Raw genomic sequence first — 6,154 nt, forward strand, 5'->3', positions numbered from 1 at the left:
ATATGGGCCAGACCGCACCTCGGGACGGCATCCCCATTCTCACAGGCAGGGTACGTAACCAACGAGGCTCCCCGGCAGCAGAGTTGAGACGTCAGACATCTCGCTCAACCGCCGAGGAGCCTCGTCCGTTCTGCACGGGTCGCCGACCAGATGGCCGTCACCCGTCGGTGGCCCCGCTGCTGTGGCTTTCAGTGATTGGCCGCCCAGGGCCCCGCGACGACACGGCCGCTCATTGGGATGCGCGAACAGTCGCTTCGTAGGGACACGTCGGCGTGGTCGTCCGCAGGGACCAGTGCACGGAGCGACGAGGGGAGATGCCGGTGCCGGAGTTGTGGGCCGGGACGGACGCGGGAAAGGCTGAGCACCACTGCACGGTGATCGATGGGGACGGGGCGAAGGTCCTGTCGCGGCGGGTGCCGAACGACGAGCACGAGCTGCTGGAATTGATGAGTGACGTGCTGGACCTGGCCGACGGCGGTCCGGTGACGTGGGCGGTCGACCTGAACGCCGGCGGGGCAGCCTTGCTCATCGCCCTGCTGACCGGACACGGGCAGCGGCTCCTCTACATCCCGGGCAGGACGGTGCATCACGCCTCCGGTTCCTACCGCGGTGACGGGAAGACCGACGCGAAGGACGCCTACGTCATCGCGGACCAGGCTCGGATGCGGCGTGAGCTGCAGCCTTTGCAGGAGTGGGATGAGATTGCGATAGACCTGCGGATTCTCACCGCCCGTCGCTACGACCTCACCGCCGACCGCACCAGAGCGATCAACCGGCTCCGAGCCCAGATTTTGGAGTACTTCCCGGCCCTGGAGCATGCCTTCGACTACAGCACCTCCAAGGCCGTACTCGTCCTGCTGACGGGTTACCAGACCCCGGCCGCCCTGCGCCGCATCGGGCAGGCGCGGCTGGCGAGTTGGCTTTCGAACCGCAAGGTCCGCAGCGCGCAGGCAGTGGCGGCGGTTGCCGTCGAGGCGGCACAGGCTCAGCACACCGCGGTTCCTGGTGAGAGGACGGCGGCTTGCTATGGTGCACACCCTCGCGCGGGCGGTGATGGCCCTGGACGGGGAGATCGCCCGCACTGACGCAGCGATCGAGACTCGGTTCCGCCAGCACCAGCACGCCGAGGTCATTACCAGCATGCCCGGTATCGGCACCCTGCTGGGCGCTGAGTTCATCGCCTGCACCGGCGGGGACATGGACGCCTTCGGCAGCCCCGGCCGTCTCGCCGGCGTGGCCGGGCTGGCACCCGTGCCCAAAGACTCGGGGCGCATCAGTGGCAACATGCGCTGGCCACACCGCTACCACCGCCGCCTGCTGCGCGTGTTCTACCTCTCCGCCCAGGTCGCCGCCCGCTGCTGCCCTACCTCCAGAACGTTCTACGAACGCAAGAGGAGCGAGGGCAAAACCCACAAACAGGCGATCCTCGCACTCGCCCGACGCCGCCTGGACGTGCTCTGGGCCCTCATCCGAGACCAACGCCCCTTCACCACCGAGCCACCACAACGCGGACTCACAGCGGCGTGACGTGATCACCAAGCGTCACCGAAACCCTTGACAAACACCATTGGGAATCACTGGGTTGACTGCCCGGGCGCAAACCACGTCGCCTTGAGGACGTACCCGTCGAACAGGCGCAGGAGCCGTGGGGCACCCACCTCGCCCGGCGAACTCGATAGCGATCCCAAAGCAGACCTTGACGTTCTTGGGTCACGCCTTGCCGGGCCGCTGGACACCTGCCGTCGCGTGCGATGCGTCTCATCACGTGAGACAAACGATTGCAATACGATGGGCACATGGGAACGTCGACAATAAAAGACTCCTTGCGTGTACCGCCACATTTCGGATATTCCCTATCCTAGTCTGCCGTGAATTTGCTGCGGCCGTGGCACGTGAGCGGCAACCGGATTGCCTCTGTTTGCTCCGGCGTGGCGAAAGACGGGACTGTCGCATACGGCTGCGGCTGCACCTACCCCGTCTATCCCACGACGCCGCCGACACCTGTACCAGGCCCGTCAGCAGTGGCTTCACCGGCGAACGCCCGCCAGCGCCCGACCGCATCCCGCCTCCGGCCCGGCTCAGGACGGGACGGCCGGACGGGGCCCGGGCGCAGCATGCCGCAGTCCCGGCGGCGGGAAACCACGCGGAGCCTTCCTCCAGGCAACGGCGTGAGCTAACGTTTGCACTGTCGGGAAGAACACCTGCCTAAATTGCCCCGGCCAGTACTCGCACTCCCCCGGCCGGATCACCTGCGGGCCGGCGGCCGGCGAGGCCCCGTCCGTCAAGGAGTAAATCACCGTGGATTCCGTCGCGCATCAACTGGCCCGCTGGGCAGTGGAACTGGAACCGACCCCTGAGGATCATCAACTGGCCGCCCGCGCCCTGACGGATACAGTTGCGGTGACTGTCGCCGCACGCAAGCACCCGATCCGCCGGATTGCGGATGGCCTCCCGGACGCTACGCGATGGGCGACGGTCGCCCACGTCCTGGATTTCGACGACCTGCACATGGAATCGACGACGCATGTGAGCGTGGTGTGCGTGCCCGCAGTCCTCGCCGCCGGAGGAGGCGCCCGGGCCTACCTTGCGGCAGCCGGGGTGATGGCGCGGCTGGGCATGGCGCTGGGCTGGCCACACTACTCCGCTGGCTGGCACGCGACCTGCACTGCGGGCGCACCAGCCGCGGCGGCGGGGGCCGGCACGGCTCTCGGCCTGAGCGCCACGCAGATCGCGACCGCGATGGCGCTGGCGATCCCCGCGGCCGGCGGCCTCCAGCGCGCATTCGGAACCGATGGCAAGTCACTGCAAGTCGGCTTTGCAGTAGAGGCAGGGGTGCGTGCGGCACGTCTGGCCGCAGCCGGAGCCACCGCCGACACGGACGCGGTCGGACAGTGGCTCGAACTCGTGGGCGGCAACCCCGGCGCCATCGATCCCGGCGGCCCCGCCGTCCCAGGGGGCCTCGGGATCAAACTGTTCCCGTGCTGCTATGCCCTCCAAAGACCGATCAGTACGCTGGCCGAACTGGCCGGACAGGTGGACCCGACTGACGTCACGCGCATCGTCCTTCGCACCCCGCAGTCAACGGTGGTGCCGCTGGTCCACCACCAGCCCGCCACCGGCCTTGAAGGCAAATTCAGTCTCGAATACGCCGCCGCCACAGCCCTGCTGGACCGGCATCAAGGTCTCAACAGCTTCACCGACGAGGCGGTGCGAAGGCCCGAGGCACAACGCCTGGGGAACCTCGTCGATGTCCAGCTGACTCAGGGCGGCACAGGGCTGCTCGACGGAGAGTTGGAAGCAGAGATACACGCCAACGGCGAAGTACTCGCCGGACGGACGCAATACCCACCGGGCTCCCCAAAGCGACCGCCCACAGGCACCCAGCTGACGAGCAAGGTCAACGACTGCCTGACCGGTACCGGTCTGGACCCTCAATCCATCGACTGGAGCTCCGCCGGCGAAATCCTGCGCTGCTACACATGACATCTGGATCGTCTGCAGGTTCCCTGAGCGATGGCGGTGAAAGCATGGAACGAGACCAACAGCCCAAAGACGCCCCCGACACCGGCCTCCTTTCCCCGGTGCGGGCGGGTGTCCCAATCGAGACCCTCGTCGACGACGAAGCCTGGTTGCAGGCCATGCTCGACGCGGAGTCGGCGCTGGCACGAGCCCAGAGCCGGCTCGGCGTGGTGCCGGAGAACAGTGCGCGGCTGATCACTCGCATGGCCGTCTCGAACCGATTCGATCTACCCGGCCTAGCGCGCCGCTCCCGAAACGCGGCGAACCCTGTCGTGGCCCTGGTCACGGACCTCACGGCGCTGGTCCGGGGCCTCGATTCGGGGGCCGCCGACTATGTCCATCAAGGCTCCACAAGCCAGGACATAATGGACACTGCGGCAATGCTCATTGCTGAACGCTCGCTCCGGCAGATGCTGACCGACCTCGGCAAGGCCGCGTCGGCGCTGGCTGGCCTGGCCCAAACGCACCGCCTGACCCTCATCGCCGGCCGGACCCTCACCCAGCATGCCGTGCCGACGACCTTCGGACTGAAGGCGGCGGGCTGGCTGACTCTGGTGCTGGACGCGGCCGAACGGCTCGAACGGGTGCGATCAGAACTGCCCGCGCAACTCGGCGGGGCGGCCGGAACACTGGCCGGCTACCTTGAGTACGCTGGCCAGGCCAAGTCAACCACCGTACACAACGGCGACTACGCACCCCGCCTGATCGCCGCGTACGCGCAGGAGCTCGGCCTGCGCGAACCGGTCATGCCGTGGCACACACTCCGTACGCCCATCGCGGATCTCGCAGCCGCGCTCGCTTTCGCTACGGGAGCGCTGGGCAAGCTCGCCATTGACGTCCTCACCATGTCCCGTACCGAAATCGCCGAAGTCGCCGAACCCGCCGACCCTGGCCGCGGCATCTCATCTGCGATGCCGCAAAAGAAGAATCCCGTGCTGGCCATACTGATACGGTCTGCAGCCGCCCAAGTCCCGGCACTGGCCTCGGTGCTGACCCACAGCCTCATGGCCGAGGATGAACGCTCCCCCGGGACATGGCAGGCCGAATGGCAGCCGCTCCGCGAGAGCCTGCGCCTGACCGGCGGCGCAGTTGCCGCCGCCGCCGAACTCGCAGAAGGACTGACTCCGTCCGCACAGAAAATGCGGGACAACCTCGGTCTCAGCAGCGGCCTCATCGTCTCCGAACGGATCGCCGCCAGACTCAGCCCTCACTTGGGAAAAGCCGGGGCCAAGGACTTCGTCAGCCGAACAGCCACCCACGCGGCAAACACGGGAACCACGTTCGCGGAAGCACTGCTTGCCTCGGCGGAACTCAAGGACCGACTAGACACCCGCGAGCTCAACCCTCTACTCGCCCCGGAAAACTATCTCGGTGCCGCCGCGATGATCGTCGACCGAGCGCTTGAACGCTACCACCACACCCAACCTGGACTCGGGTGACGATCCACACTGGGGCTTCGCCCTGCGCCAGGGGCCTACGTCCACGTCACCGTCCTGGTCGATATCGAGGCCCGCCGTCCCATCGATCTCCTGCCCGGACACAGCGTGGAAACAGCCAAAAGACCGTGCTCCAGCACCGCGCCCTGCTGCCCAAACCACCCCCGCCTGTCGGATCAACCAGTCCGTATCCCTTCCTGCCACCGCTGCGGAACCCTGCCAGACCGTCTGAACCCTGACTGGGTAGGTGCGTTCAGGCGGCCTCGATGGGTTCGAAGCGGACGGTCAGGCCGAGGGCGTTGGCCTGCCGGGTGATCCGGCGGAGGGCGCGTTCGGGGTCGTGCTTGGCGTAGTAGTCGCCGCCGAGGTCGTGGAAGGCGGTGTCGTCGGTGAGCAACCCTCCCCGACCAAGACTGATCACGACCGACGCGCGCCGCCCGGAGAGGCCACAGGGCTGAAGAGTCTGGTCCGCGTGCTGCAGCAAAAATTGACGGTCCCTGTCAGCGGCCCCCAACGCCATACTGACTCACGAGCTCACAAGACATCACAGATTGATCGGCGTCCCGGACGGACACGGGCCCATTTTCCCGCCTCCACGGCGGCCGCGCAGCGGCCTGGGTTACTGACACGAAAATAGAGTGAACTGCGCAGGTCAGGCGGCTGGGATCGATTCGAAGCGGATGGTCAGTCCGAGACTGTTGGCGGAGCCTCCTGAACCGTTCCGGGTTCGGTAGGGACTCGATCATTTGAGAGGATCGAGTTATGGCACGTCCTTCCCAGTACCCGCTTGACCTGCGCCGTCGTGCGGTGCGGATGGTTGCCGAGGTGCGGCCCGACTACGACACCGAGTGGGCCGCGATGAAAGCGGTCGCCCAGAAGCTGGGCATTGGCACGACCGAGACGCTGCGCAAGTGGGTCCGCCAGGACGAGATCGATGCCGGCACCCGGCCGGGGACGACAACGGAGGAGTCCGCGCAGGTCAAGGCGATGAAGAAGGAGATCGCCGAGCTGAAGCGGGCAAATGAGATCCTTGTCGGCGTACAAGTGAACGTGCACCACCTCGTACGGAGGAAAGTGCTCCGTTTGTGTCGCGTGATGGGGTTGGAGCCGTGAGTCTGCTGCTGTCGGGTCGGGGTGGCAGGGAGGCGGCTGACGGTGGTGCTGGATCCACATCGGTGGCTGGAGCTGCGGCGGTTTCG

3 protein-coding genes and 2 pseudogenes are annotated in these 6,154 nt (G+C 66.8%); 4 read left to right on the forward strand and 1 reads right to left on the reverse strand.

The window, feature by feature from the left end; all coding sequences use genetic code 11:
- The first annotated feature begins 314 nt into the window (after positions 1–314).
- The 3 genes and pseudogenes from ACFV3E_RS46260 (at position 315) to ACFV3E_RS46270 (ending at position 4,958) form a co-directional block, all read left to right on the forward strand.
- Positions 315–1,527 (forward strand): annotated as a pseudogene (locus tag ACFV3E_RS46260) (IS110 family RNA-guided transposase).
- Positions 1,528–2,298: 771 nt separating this feature from the next.
- A complete protein-coding gene (locus ACFV3E_RS46265; RefSeq protein WP_500542519.1) occupies positions 2,299–3,483 on the forward strand; it encodes an MmgE/PrpD family protein in 1,185 nt (394 codons plus the stop codon).
- Between the two features lie 44 nt (positions 3,484–3,527).
- Positions 3,528–4,958 (forward strand): nitrosuccinate lyase, encoded by a 1,431-nt coding sequence (locus ACFV3E_RS46270; protein ID WP_500542521.1) that lies wholly within the window; start codon positions 3,528–3,530, stop codon positions 4,956–4,958.
- Between the two features lie 250 nt (positions 4,959–5,208).
- On the opposite strand, the gene ACFV3E_RS46275 is transcribed toward ACFV3E_RS46270, so the two are convergent.
- Positions 5,209–5,352, reverse strand: coding sequence for a hypothetical protein (locus ACFV3E_RS46275; protein WP_500542523.1), 144 nt, complete (start codon positions 5,350–5,352; stop codon positions 5,209–5,211).
- A gap of 365 nt (positions 5,353–5,717) precedes the next feature.
- Between ACFV3E_RS46275 and ACFV3E_RS46280 the strand changes: the two are divergent.
- Positions 5,718–5,987 (forward strand): annotated as a pseudogene (locus tag ACFV3E_RS46280) (transposase); the annotation flags it as partial.
- Positions 5,988–6,154 lie beyond the last annotated feature (167 nt).

This window comes from Streptomyces sp. NPDC059718 (assembly GCF_042733315.1).
Classification (GTDB): Bacteria; Actinomycetota; Actinomycetes; order Streptomycetales; family Streptomycetaceae; genus Actinacidiphila.

Bases quoted from the DNA above. Each gene is read 5' to 3' on its own strand.
- ACFV3E_RS46270 (WP_500542521.1), top strand. From the start codon at position 3,528: ATGGAACGAGACCAACAGCCCAAAGACGCCCCCGACACCGGCCTCCTT.